The organism is Haloechinothrix sp. LS1_15 (genome assembly GCF_033042135.1).
Taxonomy (GTDB): Bacteria; Actinomycetota; Actinomycetes; order Mycobacteriales; family Pseudonocardiaceae; genus Haloechinothrix.
Map to the genome: position 1 here is coordinate 39007 of NZ_WBXM01000008.1, position 19247 is coordinate 58253.

A 19247-nucleotide genomic window follows, 5' to 3' on the forward strand; every position below is an offset into this window, starting at 1 on the left:
GCCGGTGATCACCCTTGTGCGGGGCACGGGACCGCGCGAGGGATGCTGGAGGAAGGCAACGGCTTCGCGAAGCACCGGCTGGCGGGCTCGTTGCGGTGCTCGCCGAAGGCCGGGATCGGTTCGTACCCCATCGAGGTGTAGAGGCCGATCGCCTCCGGTTGTGCGATACCGGTTTCCAACACCATCCGGCTCCGGCCGTGGGCGAGAGCGGACCGCTCCACGGCTGTCACGACCAGCCGCGCGTATCCCCGGCCGCGGGCGTACTCCGGGACGTAGACGCGTTTCATCTCCGCATCGCCCGGCATCAGCTCGGGAGGTGGGTCGTCGACGGCACGCCAACCGCCGCAAACCACCGGCAGGCCATCCCGGTAGCCGATGAGGAAGTGCCCGCTGCTGCCGGTGAACTCGTCCGGCCGTATCGGTGTGTGGTCGGGCTGGCCGTAGCGGTCGACGTACACCTGCTGCGCGCCCGCGATCAGGTCACGTGCGTCGGGATGGTCCAGCGCACGTGGGACCAAGCGCGGCGCGGCAGCGGGCGTGCCGCCGGGATCAGCGTTGGTCGTCACATCGCCAGACTATCCCGGCGAACCGCCCACGCGCGGCTCAGCTTCGCCAGTGTTGCCAGCCGGGTTCGTCCCCGGTGTACGGCTTGCCGTCCACGGTGATCGACGGGCCATCGACCCCGGCGGTTTCCGCCGTGCCCACCACCGTCCATCCCTGAGGAACGTGTTCCTTTCCGGGGAAGGTCGCCGCGAGCGCGTGGTCCTCACCACCGGTCAGCACCCAGTGCAGCGGGTCGGCACCGAGTGCCGAGGCCACTTCGGCCAGCCGGTCGTCGACCCGCAGCCAGCCGGAACGGATGTCGAACGCCACACTGGAGGCTTCCGCAAGGTGACCGACGTCGGCGAGCAACCCGTCGGAGACGTCGATCATCGACGTCGCTCCGGCCTGAGCGGCGATCGGTCCTTGCGCGTACGGCGGTTCCGGGTAGCGCTGCGCATTGACCACACCGGCCGGGGACCGGAACCCGCGGCCAAGGACGGCCAACCCGCCTGCGGCCCAACCCAGCCTGCCGCACACCGCGAGCACATCACCCTGGCGAGCACCCGATCGCGGGACAGGATCCCGGCCCTGCAGGTCACCCAACGCGGTCACGCTGATCACCACCTGCTCCGCGGTCACCATGTCACCGCCTGCGATCCCCACACCCGCACGTTCGGCTTCCGCCCACATCCCGTCGGCGAGCCCTGACACGGTTGCGATGCGGGTGTCACCCGGGCACGCCAGCCCAACCAGCACCGCGGTTGGCGTGGCCCCCATGGCCATGATGTCGGCGAGGTTGACCGCGATGGCTTTCCTACCGACCTGCTCCGGCGGTGACCAGTCGAAGCGGAAGTGCACGCCCTGCACGAGCACGTCGGTGGTGGTGACCACCCGGCCGTCGGCGGCTGCCACCACGGCTGCGTCGTCGCCAGGGCCGAGCAGCGTCGACGGCGGCTGGACGCGCCCCGAGGTGACGGCGGCGATCAGGCCGAACTCGCCGAGTCCCGCGACAGTGTCCTCGCCGCCTGCCGACCCGGTGTCACGGCTGGACCGGCCGAACGCCGCGGCCCCGCTGGCCGCGCGGGCCCCGGTCGCCTTCCCATCCTTCGGTTCCTGCACAGCTCACCCATCCATCGGCTCATGGTGTCCCGCACCGGCAGCTCGACCGCAAACCGTGCCCCGTCCCGGCGGCTGCGGTAGCTTCGGAAACCACGTGGAAATGCCCTATGCACTCATCAGGTTATGCCCCGGGAGGGTGAGGCATCAGCCACCCGGTGACCAATGCATCAGGTCTCGTTCATACCCTGTACTGGCTCGATCGGACGAAGGGACGCGCCGTGGTCAACGCATACATCCTCATTCAAACCGAGGTCGGCAAGGCGGCATCCGTGGCCGCAGAGATCGCGACGATTCCCGGGGTGCTCAGCTCGGAGGACGTCACCGGCCCCTACGACGTGATCGTGCGGGCCGAGGCGGAGACGGTCGACGACATGGGCCAGCTCGTGGTGGCACGGATCCAGAACGTCAGCGGGATCACCAGGACACTGACCTGCCCGGTCGTGCACCTGTAGCCCATGATGTAGTGGTTCCGTGAGTGGTACCGCAGGCTCATCCGACCGTACGCCCGACACCGCGGCGCCGCCCCGTGCCCTGGTCGCCGTGGCCGCCGCCCTCGGCCTGGTGCTGGTCGTCGGCGCCGCGATCATCGGGCTCACCGCCGGTTCCGGCGAGGACGATGCCGCAGGCGGCGACGAGCGCCTCGCCGTCCCCGAGGTTCCCGCTCCCGAGGCAGGCGCCGAGGCGTGCGACCGGCTACTCCGCGCACTGCCCGAGGAGCTGCCTGCCGGCGACGAGGACCTCACCAGGCGTGAGCTGGCCGACCCCGCCCCACCCGCTACCGTCGGGTGGGGGTTGGCGAACCCGGTCATTCTGCGCTGCGGGCTCGAGCAGCCCGCCGAGCTCGAACCGGATTCCCCGCTCCGTGCGGTTGACGGGGTGGAATGGCTCCCTGTCGAGGGTGAGGGCTCGCACACCTGGTACGCGGTGGACCGTGCGGCGTACATCGCGCTGACCGTACCGGACGCGGCGGGCACCGGACCGCTCCAGCTCATCTCCGAGATCATCGACGAAACACTCGAGCCGGTCGCCGTCGAGGTCGACTGAATCCTCCTCGCTGATCTCCGACCGCCGTGCCACCGCTGCGCGGTGGCACGGCGGTCGGTCACCGCAGCCCGGTCCCCCGCGCCAGCGCTGTCTCGATCAGCGTGGCCAGCAAGGTCGGGTAGTCCATACCGGTCACCGACCACATCTTCGGGTACGCCGACGTCGTGGTGAAGCCGGGCATGGTGTTGATCTCGTTGATGACCAGCTCGCCACCATCGGTGACGAAGAAGTCGACCCTGGCCAGGCCCTGGCAGTCGAGCGCGCGAAAAGCACGCACGGCAGTCGCCCGTAACCGCTCGGTGACCTCGTCGTCCAGCTTGGCCGGGATATCGAGCTCGGCACCGTCGTCGAGGTACTTGGATTCGAAGTCGTACCAACCCGCGCCCTCGGCGGCCGTTACCCGGATCTCGGCGGGCAGCGAGGCCTCGACGCGCCCGTCGGGGTACTCCAGCACGCCGCACTCCACCTCACGTCCGGTGACCGCCGCCTCGACGAGCACCTTCGGATCGGTCCGCCGAGCGGTGGCCACGGCCTCCGGTAGCTGCTCCCAGGCGGTCACCTTACTGATCCCGATGGACGAGCCAGCCCTGGCGGGCTTGACGAAGGCAGGCAGCCCGATACGCTCCTGCTCGGCCGGATCCAGCGCCGAGGAGCCCCTCGGCACTTCGGCGTACGCCACGGTCGGCAGGCCTTCCGCGGCGAGCAGTTTCTTGGCGAAGATCTTGTCCATGGCCGCGGCGCTGGCGAACACCCCAGCTCCCACGTAGGGGACGTCCGCCAGTTCGAGCAGGCCCTGGATCGTCCCGTCTTCCCCGAACGCGCCGTGCAGCAACGGGAATACCACATCGACGGAGGCGAACACCTCGGCGGCGCCCTCCCGCGACAGCGACACCAGCTCGCGCCTGGTGGGGTCGGCACGGAGCACTAGCTCGTCACCACCGGTCACCGAGGGCAACCGCCGCCCCTCGATTCGCAAGGCCCCCGGGTCGTCGGTGCCGACCACCCAGCCCCCGTCCGGGGTAATGCCGATCGGCACGATCTCGAACCGGTCAGTGTCCAGATTCGCCAGCACGCTACCCGCGGACACGCACGAGATGGTGTGTTCCGTGCTGCGGCCGCCGAATACCACAGCCACCCTGATCCTGCCCTCACTCATAAGCGGGACCTTACGCCCACCCGTCGCCCCACCAACCACCCCATGCGTCACCGATCCCACCAACGCCGTCGCCCCACCAACCACCCCATGCGTCACCGATCCCACCAACGCGGGTGGTGCGGCGGCTCAGCTCGCGACCACCTCGACCAGCGTCTCGACCGCGCCGGTCAACGCGTCCCTGGAACATCCCGCATAGCCGATCGCGATGCCGTGCGCGCTCGGAGGTCCAGCGAAGTGGCGTGCCAGGCCGTCCAACCGGATTCCGCGGCTCCTGGCGTGCCGTAGCCGTGCGCGCTCGTCCCGCAACGATTCCAGCGGAACCACCAGGTGAGCCCCGGCGTCGTCACCTAGTACCGGGGCACCCGCACCGCGCAGCGCCGCCGTCAGTAACCTGCGGCGTTCCGACAGTTCCCTGCGCACCCGCCGGATGTGTCGCCCGAGATCACCGCTGCGCGCGAGCTCGCTGAACACCCGCTGCCCGGCTGGGGACGGTTGCGTGCCGGTACCGTCCCGGTACCGGAGCACGGCGGCGGCCACCCCGGGTGGTGCCACCATCCAGCCCGCTCCCAGCGTGGGCGTGAGGATCTTGCTGGTGGTCCCGAGGTGCACCACCACGTCGGGGGCGAGCGCGGCGAGCAGCGGCAGCGGTGCCACGTCGAAGCGCAACTCGCCGTCGTAGTCGTCCTCGAGGATCAACATCCCATCGGCGCGGGCGCGCTCCACGAGCGCGACCCTGCGCGGGGCGCTCATGGTGCTGCCCATCGGGTACTGGTGGGCCGGGGAGCAGTAAACCGCGACCACCCCGGGCGGCACGGCGTCTACCCGCAACCCTTCCCCATCGACCCCAACCCCCACCACGCGCAGCCCGGCTGCCCGCAGCGCCCGCACCGCACGCTGGTAGCCGGGTTCCTCGACCGCGACGGTGTCACCGGGCCGCAGCACCCCTGCGGCCAGCTCGGCGACCGCGCTGGACGTTCCCGCAGTGGCCAGCACGGATCCGGTGGCGGCTGGCAACCCCCTGTGACGCAGCAGGTGCTCGGCGATCGCCGAGCGGTAGGCGGTAATGCCTGCACGATGCGTGCCGGTCGACGGCGGCGTGTCCGCGGCCGCCCGCCAGGCGCGTCGCCACGCCGCGCGGTCGATACCGCTGGCCCACGGTGTGCCGGGCACGAGCTCGAGCAGCTGCTCCTCGTCCCCACCCTCCGGGCTCCGCACGGTGGCGTCCGGGCGAGCACCGGGCGGGGTGGTGGTCACATAGGTCCCGGACCCGTGCCTACCCGCGATCCATCCCTCGGCGTGGAGCTGCTCGTAAGCGGCCGCCGTGACGGTGCGGCTCACTCCCAACCGTGCGGACAGCGCGCGGGTCGACGGTAGGCGATCACCCGCACGCAGGTGGCCCTCCGTGGCGGCGTCACGCAGCGCGTCGGCGAGCTGCACCGCGAGCGGCGTGCCCGAGGATCGGTCGAGGCTGACCGGCAACGCAGGGTCCATGGCGGCCCTCCCCTGGCGCACCCCGGTATCGCAACCTACCGGCGAGTGGCATTTCGAAACGACATGGTATTGGCTATTCGATCATGCCACATTCTGGGCCAAGCTGGGCGCATGCCCGATTCCGCATTCTTGCCACCGGCCTCGTCACCAGGCCTGCCACCTCACCAACCGGCGCTGTCGTCGACGGAGCGGAGCACCCCCAGCCGTACCAGGCACCGGACGGTGCACCGCACGGCCGCCCTGCACGAGGTCCTCGACGCCGGCTTCCTGTGCCACGTAGCCACGGTCCGCCACGGTGCCCCCGTGACGCTTCCCACCTGCTACGGCCGCGACGGCAACACGCTCTACCTGCACGGCTCCAGCGGAGCACACCACCTGCGGGCGGTATCCGGCGGTCAGCTGTGCGTGGCTGTCACACACGTCGACGGCATCGTCTACGCGCGCAGCCTCGTACACCACTCGCTGAACTACCGCAGCGCGGTAATACACGGCACGGCCCACGCGGTGGACGGGCAGGAGGAGAAGCTGCACGGGCTGCGTGTCATCACCGACCATCTCGCGCCCGGCTCCTGGCAGTACGCCCGCGAGATCAGCCGCAAGGAACTGGCGTCCGTGGCGGTGGTCGCCGTGCCGCTGGCCGAGGCGGCCGTCAAGATCCGCGACGACGGTCCGAATGACGAACCGGACGATGTCGCCGACGGCTCACGGTGGGCTGGTGTGCTGCCGTTATGGTGGGGTTTCGGTGAGCCACGCCCCAGCGAGGATCTGGCCGCGCCGGTCGCGCTACCGGACCACGTGGCGGCACGTGAGGCGACCGCTCACGGGGTGACCGGGCGCACCGTGCGGGAACCATACCGGTAGACGTGGATACTGACAGCGGGATCGTCGCCCGCGTTGCGCACCCGATGGGCGTAGCCGGGGCCGAACACCCTCGACTGGCCCTGCGTCAGCTCGTGCACGTCACCGGCACCGCGCCGCCCCGCGAGCGGGGTTCGCAACACCGTCTCCGTAAGCGTGCCACTGACCACGGTGAACGCTCCGCTGGTGTCACCGTGGTCATGCGCGTCGGCATGCTGGCCGGGCAGCCAGCTCATCAGCCACACTTGCTGCTCGGCATCGGCGCTGATCAGCGTGGCGAACCGCTCGTCGGGGTCGTAGCGTAGGTGGTCGCGCCACCGGTCACGATCGGCGGCGAACTCGGTGGCGACCCGGACGGGATGGCGCGGCACATCCGCGCCCGCGGCAGCGACGACGGTATTGGCGGGTACTGCGAACACGGTGACTGACCTCAAGAATCCTTGTCCGGCAAAAGGGAGGGGCGATGTACGCGGTGAAACGCGCACGGCGACGGCTTGGTGTCAGCCGATCGGACAAGGACGGCAACAGAGCGCGATCCACCTCACCCGCGGCGGTGCCTGCCTGGCGGGCTGGTGACGGTTGACGATGCGCTCATCCACGATGTCGGACTATCGCAACAGAACCCGGCGCCGTCAAGCGCACCACAGGCACAACCGGCACCCTCCCACTGTGTGGGACGGGCGCGCGGTGCGGAAGTTCTAGTCCCACTCCGACTTCTTCGCCCTGCCGAGCAGCTCCGCACCGATCCGCCGGGGGTCGCGACGCTCGTGGCATAGCCGGTGCATCGCGTCGGTCAGCGGCATATCCACACCACGCTCGATCGCCAGCTCGCGGATCGACGAGCACGACTTCACCCCTTCGGCGACCTGACCGCCGCTGGCCTGCTGCGCCTGTTCCACGGTCTCTCCCCTGCCCAGCCGCTCACCGAAGGTGCGGTTGCGCGACAGCGGTGAGGAGCAGGTGGCCACCAGATCCCCGACCCCTGCCAGGCCGGCGAAGGTGAGCGAATCGGCACCGAGCTTGGCACCGAGCCGAGCGATCTCGGCGAGTCCCCTCGTGATCAGGGTTGCCATGGTATTCGTGCCGTACCCGAGGCCGGAGGCGACACCGCAGGCCATCGCGATCACGTTCTTGCACGCGCCGCCGAGCTCGCAGCCCACGAGGTCGGTGTTGGTGTATGGGCGGAAGTAGCTGTTGAACGCGGCGCGCTGAACCGATACAGCCCGCTCGTGATCGGTGCAGGCCAGCACGGCCGCCGAGGGCTGTTCCTCGGCGATCTCCCGCGCCAGGTTCGGGCCTGCGACCGCCACGACTCGGCGCTCGTCGGCACCGGTGACCTCGGTGATCACCTCGCTCATCCGCTTGAGCGTGCCGAGTTCCACCCCCTTGGCCAGGCTGATCAGCGCACCGCGTGCGGGCAGCAGGTCGCGCCACCCGGTGAGGTTCGTGCGTAGCTGCTGGCTGGGCACGGCCAGCACCACGGCCTCGGCGCCGTCGAGTGCGCGCCCAGGGTCGCTGGTGGCGGACAACCCGTCGGGCAGCCGCACACCCGGCAGGTACCGCTCGTTGCTTCCCCCCTCGGCGATCTCCGCGGCCACCTCGGCACGCCGGGCCCACATCGTGACATCACGCCCGGCATCGCAGAGCACTTTCGCGAAGCTCGTTCCCCACGAGCCCGCGCCGAGCACGGCGATCCGCTGCGGCACGATCTCCTCGGCGACCACGTCAGGCACCATCCACCCGTGTCGACTCCTTGCTCCTCGGTGGCTGTTCACCACGGATCTCAGCGAGCAACGTCGTCACCTCCGCCATCAGTACGTCGGTGACCTCGCGCAGGCTCTCCGGCGTCGGTTGCCCCGCATCACGATAGCCCGAGAGATCGACAGGCTCGCCCACGTTGTGGGTCACCGTCTTGCGGGGCAACGGCCGGAACTTCTTCGCGTAACCGTCCAGCAACTCATTCGTGCCCCACCGCGCGATCGGGATCACGGGAACGTCGTTGGCCAGCGCCAACCGGGCGACACCCGTGTAGGCCTTGCTCGGCCACCCCTGTGGGTCCTTGGTGATCGTGCCCTCCGGGTAGATCACCACGACCTTGCCCTCCCGAAGCGTGCGGTGCGCCTCGCGCAGCGCGTCCCCGCTGGCCGACGACTCCCGGTACACCGGGATCCCGGCCGAGCCGCGCAGGATCCTCCCCAGCACCGGGACGCGAAACAGGCTCGCCTTGGCCATGAAGCGTGGTACCCGCCGCTGCCGATGCACGAATACCGCATCGACCACCGGATCGAAATGGGACACATGGTTGAGCACCAGCAACGCCCCGCCCTGACGCGGGACCCGCTCGGCGCCCCGGTATCTGCGCGCGGCCAACCAGCTCAACGGGTAGAACAGCACGGCGGTGAACGCCACCCAGAAGCCACCCTTTTCGCGCCCGGCCAACTTCCTGCCCCGTTCCTTCGTCTCGCTCGTGCCTCGCGGCTGCAGCCCCGCCGACAGCGGCACAATCTGCTGACATGCTGCCCGCACCGCCGGGATACCGGCAGTACGGGCGCGGTCTACCTTCTCAAGTTTGCCTGCTTCCCGCGTCACTGCGAAGCTCGGGTGGTATCACCGCGGCGCGCGGGAAGGCCCGCACCGGGACGGACGACGTGCACACGGGTCATGCCGATGCGGGACAATCGGCGGTGTGAGTAGCAGTGACAGCTCGACGGCTCCGGACACCGCCACGGCAACCCACCGGTCGCCCGCGAACGACGCAGACGGTGGGACCAGCAGGCAGGTGCGGCACGCACCCGGAGACGGCCAGCAGGACGACGCCCAGCCAGAAGCCGCGCACCCAAGTGATGAGGGCGATGCCCAGGATGAACCGGGAACGATCGACGATCAGCCGGGTGAGGCCCATACCGTGCCGTCCGCGCCGCCTGCGGTCACGCCGTCCGATTCGGGCGAGTTGCTCGATTCGCTCCCGGAGGACCGTTACCTCAACCGGGAGCTGTCCTGGCTGGACTTCAACGCGCGCGTGCTCGCGCTCGCCGAGGACGGCTCGCAACCGCTGTTAGAGCGGGCGCGGTTCCTCGCGATCTTCGCTTCCAATTTGGATGAGTTCTACATGGTGCGGGTCGCCGGGCTGAAGCGCAGGCACGAGACCGGGCTCGGGGTGCGCAGTGCCGACGGTCTGTCGCCACGCGAGCAGCTGGCCTACATCGCGAAGCGGAACCAGGACCTGGTGTCGCGGCAGACGGCCGTGTTCGAGGAGCAGGTCCGGCCCGAGCTGGAAGCCGAGGGGATCCGGATCGTTCGCTGGGGCGAACTCACCGACATCGAGCGCTCCCGGCTATCGGTCTATTTCAACGACCATATATTCCCGGTGCTGACGCCGCTGGCCGTGGATCCCGCACATCCATTCCCCTACATCTCCGGGCTATCGCTGAACCTCGCGGTCACCGTACGCGATCCCGACGCGGGCACCGAGCGTTTCGCCAGGGTGAAGGTCCCGAACAACGTACCGCGACTGATCCGGCTGGAAAGCGATCCGGAGTCCGGGGCGACTTTCCTGCCGCTGGAGGAGCTCATCGCGGCGCACCTGCGCGAGCTGTTCACCGGCATGGAAGTGATCGAGCATCACGTATTCCGGGTGACGCGCAACGCCGACTTCGAGGTCGAGGAGGACCGGGACGAGGACCTGCTGCAGGCGCTCGAACGCGAGCTCGCGCAGCGCCGCTTCGGCAGGCCGATACGGCTCGAGGTCGAAAAGGACATGAGCGAGCACATGCTCGAGTTGTTGCTCCGCGAGCTCGAGGTCGATCCCTACGACGTCGTCGCCGTCCCCGGGCTGATCGACATGACCTGCCTGGACCAGCTCAGCGAGATCGATCGCAAGGAGCTCCGGTTCCCGCCGTTCGTACCTGCCACGCATCCAGCTTTCGCCGAAGGGGAAACTCCCAAGAGCGTCTTCGCCACCCTGCGTGAGGGGGACGTCCTCGTCAACCATCCCTACGACTCGTTCTCCACCAGCGTGCAGCGGTTCATCGAGCAGGCGGCCTCCGACCCACACGTACTGGCCATCAAGCAGACGCTCTACCGCACTTCGGGCGATTCGCCGATCGTGGAGGCGCTGATCGAGGCGGCCAAGGCGGGCAAGCAGGTAGTCGCGTTGGTCGAGATCAAGGCGCGTTTCGACGAGCAGGCGAACATCTCCTGGGCGCGCACCCTCGAACGCGCGGGCGTGCACGTAGTCTACGGGCTGGTCGGGCTCAAGACACACTGCAAGGTCTCACTGGTGGTACGGCAGGAAGGCCCTCGCATCCGCCGTTACTGCCACATCGGTTCCGGCAACTACAACCCGAAAACCGCCCGTTTCTATGAGGATCTCGGGCTGCTGACGGCCAACGACGGCGTGGGCGCCGACCTGACCGACCTGTTCAACGTGCTGACCGGCTACGCGCGACAGGGCCGGTACCGCAACATCCTGACCTCACCCCACGGCATCCGCCGCGGCATCCTCCGCGCCATCGCGGGCGAGACGGCAGCCGCGCGGCAAGGTAGGCGAGCCGGTATCCAGATCAAGGTCAACTCGCTGGTCGACGAGCAGATCATCGACGGGCTGTACGAGGCATCGCAGGCCGGAGTGAGCGTCGACATCGTGGTACGTGGCACGTGCTCGCTCAAGCCGGGTGTCGCAGGCCTCAGCGAGAACATCACGGTCCGCTCCATCCTCGGAAGATTCCTCGAACACTCCCGCATCTTCCGGTTCGCAGGCAGCCAGCAGTACTGGATCGGAAGCGCCGACATGATGCACCGCAACCTCGACCGCCGCATCGAGGTCCTGGTCAAGGTGATCGACCCGGCACTGACCGCGCAGCTCGACGACATCTTCGCTTCCGCGCTCGATCCGGCCACGCGGTGCTGGGCACTGGGCCCCACAGGAGAATGGACACCCTCCCCTTCGGCTTCCTCGGAGGTTCGCGATCACCAGAGTGAGCTTCTCGCCACGCACAAGGCGGTGAGTTGACCCCGAACTCGGCAGTCGACGACCGGCTCGGAGCGCCGAGCAGCTTTCGAGAAAGGAAGGGTAGTGACATCACTCGAGAAGCAGCTCGAGATCCACGCGGCAGGCGCGGTCCTCTGGAGATCCGACGGCAGCGGGAACGTCCGGCTCGCCGTCGTGCATCGCCCACGGTACGACGACTGGTCGCTTCCGAAAGGAAAGCTCGACCCAGCCGAAACCGCCCCCGCCGCGGCCGTACGGGAGGTCCGGGAGGAGACGGGCTCCGACTGCGTGCTCGACCGTCACGTCAGTACCATCCGTTACCAAGTCGCCACCGGTGACGGGGATCGGACCGTCCCCAAGACGGTCCGGTACTACAGCGCGCGGGCCACCGGGGGAGACTTCCTTGCCAACTCCGAAGTAGATCAGCTGCGCTGGATGGCGCCTTCCGAGGCATACCAGACCCTGACCTACGACACCGAGCGCGCTGTGCTCGATGAGTTCACCCGGATCCCGCCCGGCTCTCCGAAACTCCTCCTCGTGCGGCACGCCAAAGCGGGCAAGCGCGAGCACTGGGACGGCGACGACGATCTCCGCCCGCTCTCCGAAGCGGGGTTACGACAGGCCGACGCGCTCTCCCGGCTGCTGCCGCTGTTCGGCCCTGAACAGGTGCATTCGGCGCCGCGGCTGCGTTGCGTACAGACGGTTCGCGGCGTGGCTACCGAGCTGGGCATCGACGTCGTCCACGAGCCGCTGCTGACAGAGGAAGGCTACACCGAGGATCCCGACAAGACGCTGCACCGGTTACTCGAACTCGTCGCCGGCTCGCGGACCCCGCTGGTGTGCAGCCAGGGTGGCGTGATTCCCGGCGTTGTCCACACCCTGGCCGAACACGGCGATCTTCCGTTGCGAAGCGCGCCGAGCAAGAAGGGATCCCTGTGGGTGCTGACGTTCAGCCATGACCCGAACGGGTCGGGACACGTGCTCAGAGACGCCGATTACTTCCCGAACCCATTACCCTCACCTCGCCGGTGATGGCCAGCGAGGTACCGGCGAGCTGAGCTGTGTGCGTCGACTGTGCGCCGAAGTGAGCGCGTGTGAGCGACGTCCCGCAACGACAACGCTGCGCCACCGACCTCTGGCGAGGTAGGGACGATCCTCGTGAGTTCGGTGGCGCAGCGTTCGTGTCGCTGACGTCGCGGTGGCGACGTTACTTCTTTTTCGCGGTGGACTTCCGCGCGGTGGTCCCCGCCGAGCTCGACTTCGTGCCCGACCGGGTGCTGGACTTCGTGGTGCCCTTCGACGTCGACTTCGCCGTGCTCGTCGCCTTGGGCGAGGACTTCGCCGTGCTCGCACGCGAGGTCGACTTGGTCGCAGGCTTCGACTGAGTCTTGGTCGCCGCCTGCTTCGTGCTTGCCGCCGAGGTCTTCCTCGTCGTCGTCTTCGGCGAGGACTTCGCCGTGCTCGACTTCGATGCGGTTGCGGTCTTGGTGGTCGCCTTCTGGGTCGACTTGGTTGCCGCCTTCGCCGCGGTACCGCTGGTGCTCGTCCGCTTCGCCGGGCGGGTACTGGTGCCCGGCGAGGTGGGCGCACGGCCCGCGGAGCGGGTCGTGGTCGACTTCGCGGCCGTCGACTTCGTCGTCGAACGCTGCGTGCTGGCCCTCGGCAACTTCCGCTTGCCGCTGACGACCTCCTTGAACGCCGTGCCAGGGCGGAAGGCAGGCACGTTGGTCTTCTTCACCCGCACCGTCTCGCCGGTCTGCGGATTCCTCGCCGTACGAGCGGCGCGAGCACGCTTCTCGAAGGCACCGAATCCGGTGATGTTGACCTTCTCTCCCTTGTTGACCGTGCGGATGATGATGTCGACGAGGTTGTCCACCGCCTCGCTCGCGACCTTCTTATCACCGATGCGCTCGGAGAGCGCCTCAACCAGATCCGTCTTGTTCGCCATTCCAGTCCTCCGAAGAACCTTGATGTCACGGCCCTACCGGCCGACTCAAATCGTCACGGTATTAGGAACAGCCTACAAATTCCACACGACACGGCCTCACTTCCCCTGCGACTTCGGTGAATCACCACCCCATCGGGGGGTGATTCAGGCCGATCGCGGCCAAGTCGCGCTCCGTTGAGGCTCCTGCGTCTGCCCGGCATTCCGCCGCGGATCGACCGTATCCCGACCGGAACGCCGCCCGAAACAGCAACAGCCGCCCGTTCCCGTACGGGAGCGGGCGGCTGCTGGATCGTGTGAAGCCGCTGACTCAGCCGGAGCGCTCAGCCGGAGCGCTCGTGACGGGCTTGTAGCCGGGCCGGTTCGCCTCGAACCTATCGATGTCGTCCGCGTGACGAAGGGTCAGCGCGATATCGTCCAATCCTTCGAGCAAGCGCCAGCGGGTGTAGTCGTCGATGCCGAAACGCGCGACGAAGTCCTTCGCCCGGACGACCTTCTCCTCGAGATCGACGGTCACCTCGGTGCCGGGATCGTTCTCCAGTATCTTCAGGAGCTGCTCTACATCAGACTGCTCGCACTCTGCGGTGAGCAGCCCTTGCTTGCCGGAGTTACCTCGAAAGATGTCCGCGAAGCGCGAGGAGATCACGACGCGGAACCCGTAGTTCATCAGCGCCCACACGGCGTGCTCGCGCGACGAGCCCGTCCCGAAGTCCGGACCCGTTACCAGCACGCTACCGTTCCGGAAAGGCTCCTGGTTCAGCACGAAGCTCTCGTCATTGCGCCAGGCGGCGAACAACCCGTCCTCGAACCCCGTCCGGGAGACCCGCTTGAGGTAAACGGCCGGGATGATCTGATCCGTGTCTACGTTGGATCGGCGCAGTGGGACGCCGACCCCGGTGTGGGTGGTGAATGGTTCCATGATGTCCCTTTTTCTCGGTGACGCGTGCGGTGGTCGGTGCCTCAGGTGAGGTCTTCCGGGCTCGACAACGTTCCCCTGACCGCGGTCGCTGCGGCGACCAGCGGGGAAACCAGGTGCGTGCGGCCGCCCTTGCCCTGCCTGCCTTCGAAATTACGGTTCGAGGTGGAGGCGCTGCGCTCGCCGGGTTGGAGCTGGTCGGGATTCATCCCGAGACACATCGAGCATCCCGCCTGCCGCCACTGCGCGCCCGACTCACGGAAGATCCGGTCGAGCCCTTCGGCTTCCGCTGCTTCGCGCACGCGCATGGATCCGGGCACCACCAGCATCTGCACTCCGTCGGCGACCGTGCGGCCGCGCAACACCTCGGCTGCGGCACGGAGGTCTTCCAGCCTGCCGTTGGTACACGAGCCGAGGAAGACAGTGTCCACCGCGATCTCCCGCAGCGGCGTTCCCGGTCGCAGGTCCATGTAAGCCAGAGCCTTCTCGGCGGCGAAGCGTTCCGTCTCATCGGCGATGAGTTCGGGATCCGGCACCGACTCCGAAAGCGGCAGCCCTTGCCCGGGATTCGTTCCCCAGGTCACGAACGGTGTCAGCGAGCTCGCGTCGATGTTCACCTCGGCGTCGAACCGCGCGCCGGGATCGGTACTCAGCTCCCGCCAGGCGGCGACGGCCTCCTCCCACTGCTCGCCCCGAGGGGCGTGGGGACGGTCGGCCAGGTACGCGAACGTCGTCTCGTCCGGGGCGATCATCCCGGCACGAGCTCCGGCTTCGATCGACATGTTGCAGATCGTCATCCGTGCTTCCATCGAAAGCGACTCGATGGCACTGCCGCGATACTCCAGCACGTAGCCCTGGCCACCACCGGTACCGATCTTGGCGATGACGGCGAGAATGATGTCCTTCGCCGTCACACCGGGCCGTAGCTCACCCGAGACGTTCACCGCCATGGTCTTGAACGGCCGCAACGGCAACGTCTGGGTGGCCAGCACATGCTCCACCTCGGAGGTGCCGATACCGAAGGCCATCGCGCCGAACGCGCCGTGCGTCGAGGTGTGGCTGTCGCCGCACACCACCGTCATGCCCGGCTGGGTCAACCCCAGCTGCGGCCCGATGACGTGCACGATGCCTTGCTCGACATCGCCCATGGGATGCAGGCGGACACCGAACTCGGCGCAGTTGGCACGGAGCGTGTCCACTTGCGTACGCGACACGGGATCGGCGATCGGCAACTCGGTGTCGACGGTCGGGACATTGTGATCCTCGGTCGCGATCGTGAGATCAGGCCTGCGGACCTGCCTTCCTGCCAGCCGGAGCCCTTCGAAGGCCTGCGGGCTGGTGACCTCGTGGACGAGGTGGAGGTCGATGTAGACCAGATCGGGTTCGGCTCCCTCGCCACGCCGCACGACGTGGGAGTCCCACACCTTCTCGGCGAGCGTGCGAGGCTCACCCGGCGTGTCGGAGTCGCCGGCTCGGGATGGTGCGCTATCGGGCCCATCGGCCCGGTTCGTCAGGGTTGCCACGATGCACAAACTCCTCGTACAGGGACACAGGGGCTCGGCGACGCCTACAGATCGCCCGGAATCGGGTGATGCGCCTCCCGCACCGGCGATCCCGATGTGGGATCACTCACGGCAGCGGGGCCCGAGGCGCCCACCGAGCGTCGGTGGATGGACTTCTCATTATTCGGGACTATAGTATCGCGTTGTGGGACAGGATAGCGCGTCGAACCAGCACAGCGGTATCGGAGTACTCGACAAAGCCGTCGCCGTATTGCAAACGGTGGCGGACGAGCCGTGCGGCCTCGCGGAGCTCTGCAGCCGTACGGGACTTCCCCGTGCGACGGCGCACCGGCTCGCCGCGGGACTGGAGGCGCATCGGCTGCTGCGGCGCACCCCGGACGGCCGGTGGCGCCCCGGCTCCGCGCTGGCCGAGCTGGCGGGAGCGGCCACCGATCCGCTCCTCGACGCGGCGAGCACGGTGTTGCCGAAACTCCGGGACGCCACCGGCGAGAGCGTTCAGCTGTACCGCAGAGACGGGAAGCAACGCGTCTGCGTCGCCACCGCGGAACCACCGAGCGGGTTGCGCGACACCGTCCCCGTCGGCGCCCGGCTGCCGATGAGCGCGGGCTCGGGCGCGAAAGTGCTCGCGGCATGGACCGATCCGCAGACACAACGCTCGTTACTGGCCGACGCCGTCTACGGTGAACGCACGCTGCTCGAGGTACGCAGGCGTGGCTGGGCGCAGAGTGTCGCTGAGCGGGAGCCGGGAGTGGCCAGTGTGTCGGCCCCGGTACGCGATTCCACGGGTGCCGTGGTGGCCGCCGTGTCCATCTCCGGGCCGACCGACCGGATCGGACGCAAGCCGGGCGTACGGTGGGCCACTGATCTGCTCGCGGCGGCGGAGGATCTCACCCAACACCTGTAGCACCCCGCCGTACCCGGCTGCGGCACTACAGCCGGGTCAACGGGTCGCCACCTCGGCATACAGTGACTGCAAGCCAAGCAGGAACGCGTCGAGCGCGAGCTCGAAGCTCCCCGTGTCGATCTCGTCGGCGTACTTGGCGAGCCGGTGTGCCTGCGCGAGGTTCGGGTAGCGGTCGAAGTAGACCTGCACATCCTCGGTGAATCCCCGGGAGAACGAGCCGAGCGCGGCGCCGAGGACAAGGTACTTGGTCGATGCGCCGATCATGGTCGCGTAGCGGGGCGGCCATCCTGCGACGACCAGTCCACCGTGCACCGCGTCGGCGCGCGCCAGCGCGACCTCTCGCCTACCGGGTCCCGACGCGAGCAACGGCACCATGTTGGGGTGCGCGGCCAGTGCGGCCCGGTAGGAACGCGCCCAGGTGCGCAGCCCCCGCATCCAGTCGCCACAGGCGAAGTCGCTGGTGTCCACCTCGGCCATGATCTCGTCGGCGATCTCGTGCAGCAGCTCGTCCTTGGTGGCGAAGTAACCGTAGAGCGAGGGCGCCTGCACGTCGAGCTCGGCGGCGAGCTTGCGCATGGACAGCCCGTCGAGACCGTCACGATCGATCATCGCCAGCGCCGTGGCGCGGATCACCTGCTTGCTGACCCGGGACGGGCTGGGCATGGTGAGCTCCTTCCGTGGCGCGGCCGTGCCGTCCAACAGCGATGCACCCGGTGCCCGGCACGTGCCGCCCGGTTGTGCGGTGGCTGCGGCAGCTCCTAAGCTGACGATACCTAACACCGTAAGGCATCGTCAGCGAGGTGGCCATGGATCTCTCCCTCACCCCCGAGCAACACACCCTGCGCGCGACGGCACGCGACTTCGTCGACGCCGAGATCGTGCCGAACCGTCAGGAGTGGGACAGAGTCGAGTCCGTCGACCGCGGCATCGTCGACAAGCTCGGCACCGTGGGGTTCCTCGGCCTGACGGTGCCGGAACGTTACGGCGGCGCGGGCGGTAACCACCTGGACTACTGCCTGATGATGGAAGAGCTCGGCCGTGGTGATTCCTCTGTGCGCGGCATCGTGTCGGTCTCGCTCGGCCTTGTCGCCAAGACCATCCTCACGTTCGGCAGCGAGCAGCAGAAGCAGCGATGGCTCCCGCCCCTGTGCTCAGGGACCTCGCTCGCCTGCTTCGGGTTGACGGAGCCGGAAACCGGCTCGGACGCGGCGAACCTACACACCAAGGCCGACCGGGACGGCAACGACTGGGTCATCAACGGCTCGAAGATGTTCATCACCAACGGCACATGGGCCGACCTCGCGCTGGTCTTCGCGCGCACCGGCGAGCCGGGCCCCAGGGGGATCTCTGCCTTCCTCGTCCCCACCGACACGCCGGGCTTCGGGCACACCGAGATCACCGGCAAGCTGGGGTTGCGCGGGCAGTCCACCGGTGAGCTCACGTTGGATGCGGTGCGCGTTCCTGACGATGCCATGCTCGGCGCGGAGGGGACGGGCTTCAAGATCGCGATGGCGGCGCTGGACAAGGGGCGGATGTCCGTTGCGGCGGGCTGCGTCGGGCTGGCCCGTGGCGCACTGGAGGAAAGCGTGCGCTACGCGGGCGAACGCAACCAGTTCGGCAGGCCCATCGCGAGTTTCCAGCTCGTACAGGAGATGCTCGCCGACATGGCCGTGGCCACCGACGCGGCACGGTTGCTGGTGTGGCGGGTCGCCGATCTCGCCGACCGATCCGAGCCGATCGGCACCGAGGCGTCCATGGCGAAGTTGCACGCCACCGAGAACGCGGTGAACGCAGCCAACCAGGCCATCCAAGTCTTCGGAGGATACGGGTACATCGACGAGTATCCGGTGGGCAAGTACCTCCGTGATGCGCGCGTGATGACACTGTACGAGGGGACGAGCCAGGTACAGAAACTGCTCATCGGGCGAGCACTCACCGGCGTCAACGCCTTTACCTGACGCGCGGCGCTTCCCGCGGGGGTGGCCCGCGGGAAGCGCTGGAACCGACTGGTCGGTAGCCTTTGGTCATGAGCAGCGCAGCGACAGGCATCGAGCCCGAAAACCCGGACGGACCGGCGGCAACACGCGGCCGTGCCCGCTCGGGCGAGGTACCCGCACGGCTGGTCGAGGCCGCTACCGAGCTCTTCGCCGAACACGGCTTCGAGAGCACCTCGGTTCAGTCCATTGTAGATGCCGCAGGTGTCACCAAAGGTGCGATGTACCACTACTTCGACTCGAAGGACGATCTCCTCTACGAGATCTACGGGCGGTTGCTGCGGATGCAGACCGCCCAGCTCGAGCGTATCGCGGCCACCGACCGCCCGCTCGTCGAGCGGATCCGGCACGCCACGGTGGACGTGGTGGAGACCAGCATCGCCAACTTCGACGACACCAAGATCTTCTGGCGTTCACTGCACCAGCTCCACCCCGACAAGCAGGCCCAGGTGCGCGCCGAGCGACGCCGGTATCACGAACGCTTCCTCGCGCTGATCAAGGAAGGCCAGGACAGCGGTGAGTTCCGCGACGACATTCCCGCTGATCTGGTCGTCGACTACCACTTCGGCTCGGTCCACCACCTGAGCACCTGGTACCGCAAGGACGGCAGGCTCAGCGCCACCGACGTCGGCGAGTACTTCGCGGACCTGTTACTGGCCGCACTACGACCCTGACCCGCGGCGCACCCGGCCGGATCTTGCACGGCCGCACCGAGCTCCGTAGCCTCCTCCATACCAACTAGTCGGTCATCGCTATAGCCGGTG

General features: G+C 68.2%; 19 protein-coding genes and 1 pseudogene. 9 read left to right on the forward strand and 11 right to left on the reverse strand.

Annotation, left to right across the window (positions count from 1 at the left end; genetic code table 11):
* Nucleotides 1-8: 8 nt before the first annotated feature.
* Both F8178_RS13540 and F8178_RS13545 read right to left on the reverse strand, forming a co-directional pair.
* A complete protein-coding gene (locus F8178_RS13540) occupies nt 9-566 on the reverse strand; it encodes a GNAT family N-acetyltransferase (RefSeq protein ID WP_317495135.1) in 558 nt (185 codons plus the stop codon).
* Nucleotides 567-603: 37 nt separating this feature from the next.
* On the reverse strand, nt 604-1530 hold the full coding sequence (locus F8178_RS13545) for a thiamine-phosphate kinase (protein ID WP_396345544.1): 927 nt from the start codon (nt 1528-1530) through the stop codon (nt 604-606).
* Between the two features lie 350 nt (nt 1531-1880).
* On the opposite strand from F8178_RS13545, the gene F8178_RS13550 reads away from it, so the two are divergent.
* A complete protein-coding gene (locus F8178_RS13550; protein ID WP_317495137.1) occupies nt 1881-2114 on the forward strand; it encodes an Lrp/AsnC ligand binding domain-containing protein in 234 nt (77 codons plus the stop codon).
* A 19-nt stretch (nt 2115-2133) separates the two neighbouring features.
* Nucleotides 2134-2706 carry a DUF3515 domain-containing protein gene (locus tag F8178_RS13555; protein WP_317495138.1) on the forward strand — a complete coding sequence of 191 codons (573 nt, stop codon included), beginning with the start codon at nt 2134-2136 and terminating at the stop codon, nt 2704-2706.
* Between the two features lie 58 nt (nt 2707-2764).
* On the opposite strand, the gene F8178_RS13560 is transcribed toward F8178_RS13555, so the two are convergent.
* Entirely contained in the window at nt 2765-3862 is a 1098-nt protein-coding gene (locus F8178_RS13560; RefSeq protein ID WP_317495139.1) for a D-alanine--D-alanine ligase family protein, read from the reverse strand.
* A 126-nt stretch (nt 3863-3988) separates the two neighbouring features.
* Nucleotides 3989-5353 (reverse strand): PLP-dependent aminotransferase family protein, encoded by a 1365-nt coding sequence (locus F8178_RS13565; protein WP_317495140.1) that lies wholly within the window; start codon nt 5351-5353, stop codon nt 3989-3991.
* A gap of 111 nt (nt 5354-5464) precedes the next feature.
* On the opposite strand from F8178_RS13565, the gene F8178_RS13570 reads away from it, so the two are divergent.
* Nucleotides 5465-6214: a pyridoxamine 5'-phosphate oxidase family protein gene (locus tag F8178_RS13570; RefSeq protein ID WP_317495141.1), complete on the forward strand. Its 750-nt coding sequence runs from the start codon at nt 5465-5467 to the stop codon at nt 6212-6214.
* On the opposite strand, the gene F8178_RS13575 is transcribed toward F8178_RS13570, so the two are convergent.
* The 3 genes from F8178_RS13575 to F8178_RS13585 all read right to left on the reverse strand — a co-directional run bounded on the left by F8178_RS13575 (nt 6172) and on the right by F8178_RS13585 (nt 8650).
* On the reverse strand, nt 6172-6630 hold the full coding sequence (locus F8178_RS13575; RefSeq protein ID WP_317495142.1) for a cysteine dioxygenase family protein: 459 nt from the start codon (nt 6628-6630) through the stop codon (nt 6172-6174). The genes F8178_RS13570 and F8178_RS13575 overlap by 43 nt on opposite strands.
* Nucleotides 6631-6909: 279 nt before the next feature.
* Nucleotides 6910-7947 (reverse strand): NAD(P)H-dependent glycerol-3-phosphate dehydrogenase, encoded by a 1038-nt coding sequence (locus F8178_RS13580; RefSeq protein ID WP_317495143.1) that lies wholly within the window; start codon nt 7945-7947, stop codon nt 6910-6912.
* On the reverse strand, nt 7937-8650 hold the full coding sequence (locus F8178_RS13585; RefSeq protein WP_317495305.1) for a lysophospholipid acyltransferase family protein: 714 nt from the start codon (nt 8648-8650) through the stop codon (nt 7937-7939). The genes F8178_RS13580 and F8178_RS13585 overlap by 11 nt, the downstream gene beginning before the upstream one ends.
* Nucleotides 8651-9086: 436 nt before the next feature.
* On the opposite strand from F8178_RS13585, the gene F8178_RS13590 reads away from it, so the two are divergent.
* The 3 genes from F8178_RS13590 (at nt 9087) to F8178_RS13600 (ending at nt 12586) form a co-directional block, all read left to right on the forward strand.
* The gene (locus tag F8178_RS13590; protein ID WP_317495306.1) at nt 9087-11222 is read left to right on the forward strand and encodes an RNA degradosome polyphosphate kinase; all 2136 of its coding nucleotides are present in this window, start codon (nt 9087-9089) and stop codon (nt 11220-11222) included.
* Between the two features lie 63 nt (nt 11223-11285).
* Nucleotides 11286-12233 (forward strand): NUDIX hydrolase, encoded by a 948-nt coding sequence (locus F8178_RS13595; protein WP_317495144.1) that lies wholly within the window; start codon nt 11286-11288, stop codon nt 12231-12233.
* A 62-nt stretch (nt 12234-12295) separates the two neighbouring features.
* Complete coding sequence (locus F8178_RS13600) at nt 12296-12586, forward strand: hypothetical protein (protein WP_317495314.1); 291 nt, start codon at nt 12296-12298, stop codon at nt 12584-12586.
* 356 nt (nt 12587-12942) lie between these two features.
* On the opposite strand, the pseudogene F8178_RS13605 reads toward F8178_RS13600, so the two are convergent.
* The 3 genes and pseudogenes from F8178_RS13605 to leuC form a co-directional block, all read right to left on the reverse strand.
* A pseudogene (locus tag F8178_RS13605) lies at nt 12943-13149 on the reverse strand (HU family DNA-binding protein); the annotation flags it as partial.
* Nucleotides 13150-13456: 307 nt separating this feature from the next.
* Entirely contained in the window at nt 13457-14065 is a 609-nt protein-coding gene (gene leuD, locus F8178_RS13610; RefSeq protein ID WP_317495145.1) for a 3-isopropylmalate dehydratase small subunit, read from the reverse strand.
* Between the two features lie 41 nt (nt 14066-14106).
* The gene (leuC, locus tag F8178_RS13615; protein ID WP_396345546.1) at nt 14107-15576 is read right to left on the reverse strand and encodes a 3-isopropylmalate dehydratase large subunit; all 1470 of its coding nucleotides are present in this window, start codon (nt 15574-15576) and stop codon (nt 14107-14109) included.
* Between the two features lie 193 nt (nt 15577-15769).
* Between leuC and F8178_RS13620 the strand changes: the two genes are divergently transcribed.
* A complete protein-coding gene (locus F8178_RS13620; protein WP_317495147.1) occupies nt 15770-16489 on the forward strand; it encodes an IclR family transcriptional regulator in 720 nt (239 codons plus the stop codon).
* Nucleotides 16490-16525: 36 nt separating this feature from the next.
* Here the strand turns inward: F8178_RS13620 and F8178_RS13625 are convergent, their stop codons facing one another.
* Nucleotides 16526-17152, reverse strand: a complete 627-nt coding sequence (locus tag F8178_RS13625; RefSeq protein WP_317495148.1) for a TetR family transcriptional regulator — start codon at nt 17150-17152, stop codon at nt 16526-16528.
* A gap of 143 nt (nt 17153-17295) precedes the next feature.
* On the opposite strand from F8178_RS13625, the gene F8178_RS13630 reads away from it, so the two are divergent.
* Nucleotides 17296-18447: an acyl-CoA dehydrogenase family protein gene (locus F8178_RS13630; RefSeq protein ID WP_317495149.1), complete on the forward strand. Its 1152-nt coding sequence runs from the start codon at nt 17296-17298 to the stop codon at nt 18445-18447.
* 68 nt (nt 18448-18515) lie between these two features.
* Nucleotides 18516-19157, forward strand: a complete 642-nt coding sequence (locus F8178_RS13635; protein WP_317495150.1) for a TetR/AcrR family transcriptional regulator — start codon at nt 18516-18518, stop codon at nt 19155-19157.
* Nucleotides 19158-19247 lie beyond the last annotated feature (90 nt).

Excerpts from the sequence above, each read along its gene's own strand:
- F8178_RS13560 (WP_317495139.1), bottom strand. The coding sequence starts at position 3,862 with ATGAGTGAGGGCAGGATCAGGGTGGCTGTGGTATTCGGCGGCCGCAGC.
- F8178_RS13565 (WP_317495140.1), bottom strand. The coding sequence starts at position 5,353 with ATGGACCCTGCGTTGCCGGTCAGCCTCGACCGATCCTCGGGCACGCCG.
- F8178_RS13570 (WP_317495141.1), top strand. The coding sequence starts at position 5,465 with ATGCCCGATTCCGCATTCTTGCCACCGGCCTCGTCACCAGGCCTGCCA.
- F8178_RS13580 (WP_317495143.1), bottom strand. The coding sequence starts at position 7,947 with ATGGTGCCTGACGTGGTCGCCGAGGAGATCGTGCCGCAGCGGATCGCC.
- leuD (WP_317495145.1), bottom strand. The coding sequence starts at position 14,065 with ATGGAACCATTCACCACCCACACCGGGGTCGGCGTCCCACTGCGCCGA.
- F8178_RS13625 (WP_317495148.1), bottom strand. The coding sequence starts at position 17,152 with ATGCCCAGCCCGTCCCGGGTCAGCAAGCAGGTGATCCGCGCCACGGCG.
- F8178_RS13630 (WP_317495149.1), top strand. The coding sequence starts at position 17,296 with ATGGATCTCTCCCTCACCCCCGAGCAACACACCCTGCGCGCGACGGCA.
- F8178_RS13635 (WP_317495150.1), top strand. The coding sequence starts at position 18,516 with ATGAGCAGCGCAGCGACAGGCATCGAGCCCGAAAACCCGGACGGACCG.